The following is a 1,497-nucleotide window of genomic DNA, read 5'->3' on the forward strand; positions in this document are numbered from 1 at the left end:
GCTTGAATTCATTCGTTCACTATGCCCAGCAGCAAGTACAACAAATGTATAAGATTTATTTGTCACTTATCTTAAAGACGAAAAATGAAAACCATAATGGTTGAGCCAACTAACTCTATTGTCGTAAAAGCTCCTTAGATCACTAATTTGATATTTCAGCATTGCTAGCCTTTCTATACCAATCCCAAATGCAAAGCCACTGTATTTAGTATGGTCTATTCCAACATTTTTAAAGACATTTGGATTCACCATACCACATCCAAGTACTTCAATCCATTTACTATCTTTATAGCTTATGTCCACTTCCGCAGAAGGTTCAGTAAAAGGGAAAAAACTATTACGAAAGCGTATTCTTAGACCCTTATCTCCGAAAAATTTACTAAGGAAGCAATGAATAGTAAATTTTAATTGGCCCATATTGACATTTTCATTAACATAAAGTCCTTCTATCTGATGAAACATAGGAGTGTGAGTTGCATCAAAGTCATTTCTGTATACCCTGCCTGCAGCCACTATTTTAATTGGAAAAGTTTTTGTCTTTTCCATGGTTCTAATCTGCACAGATGAGGTATGAGTGCGCAGCACCATTCTTTTATCATTTATTTTATTCCTTAAATAGAAGGTATCTTGCTCCTCTCGTGCAGGGTGGTGACTTGGAGTATTTAATGCATCAAATACGTGAAATTCATCTTCAATATCAGGACCATCAACTGCTTTAAAGCCCATATGCGCAAAAATGAGCTTCACTTCACTTATAACTTTACTGAGTGGATGAATCTTGCCAATTCTTTCTGGTCTGACAGGCAGTGTGATATCAACTGCTTCATTTTGCAGTTTTAACTTAACTTCTTTATCTTTCAGTTCATTTTCTTTGCTTGTTATAAGCTGGTCTATCTTATTGCGTAAAACATTAATCACTGCACCTAGGTCGCGTTTCTCTCCTGCATCATCTATATTCTTTAAGTCATCGAAATAAGCTTTTACTACACCCTTTCTCCCCAAGTATGACAACCTAACTTTTTCTAAATCCTTCAAAGAAGCAGCATTTTCAATCTCAGAAACTGCCTTATCTTCAAGTAAAGGTATTTCACTTATTAGCTCTTTATTCACCTTAAAAACGCTAGCTTAAACTTTCATTATAGTGCAATCTTTAATATCATCAATAAAACTATTTGGATAAAAAGTTGTCATGCGAGTACTCTCCCTTCTTGTCATCCAAGTAGCTGACACTGGGATCCATAACAGGTAATAAGAAGCACTGAAATGACATCTCTATAGGACTCCTAACTAATCCAAAATATTAAGAAATTTACCAAGCAAAAAAAAGGCAAAAGAATCCCCCAGTAGTGAGTTTTGACCCTATAATAATGTAAATCGGCATTGTAATAATGTGCTAACGCTTATTTAAAGCGCGTTTTGGCTGAATGTAGAAAAAATAAAAAAGACATGCAGCCGCTATAATTTTATGTAATCTGCCAATATATACCTGAGTTTTTT

At 34.8% G+C, this 1,497-nt stretch carries 1 protein-coding gene; it reads right to left on the minus strand.

Annotation, left to right across the window (positions count from 1 at the left end; all coding sequences use genetic code 11):
• Nucleotides 1-66 precede the first annotated feature (66 nt).
• Nucleotides 67-1,110, minus strand: coding sequence for a phenylalanine--tRNA ligase subunit alpha (gene pheS / locus ACJ5GX_RS07105; protein ID WP_052264906.1), 1,044 nt, complete (start codon nucleotides 1,108-1,110; stop codon nucleotides 67-69).
• Between the last annotated feature and the right edge of the window lie 387 nt (nucleotides 1,111-1,497).

This window comes from Wolbachia endosymbiont of Tuta absoluta (genome assembly GCF_059414725.1).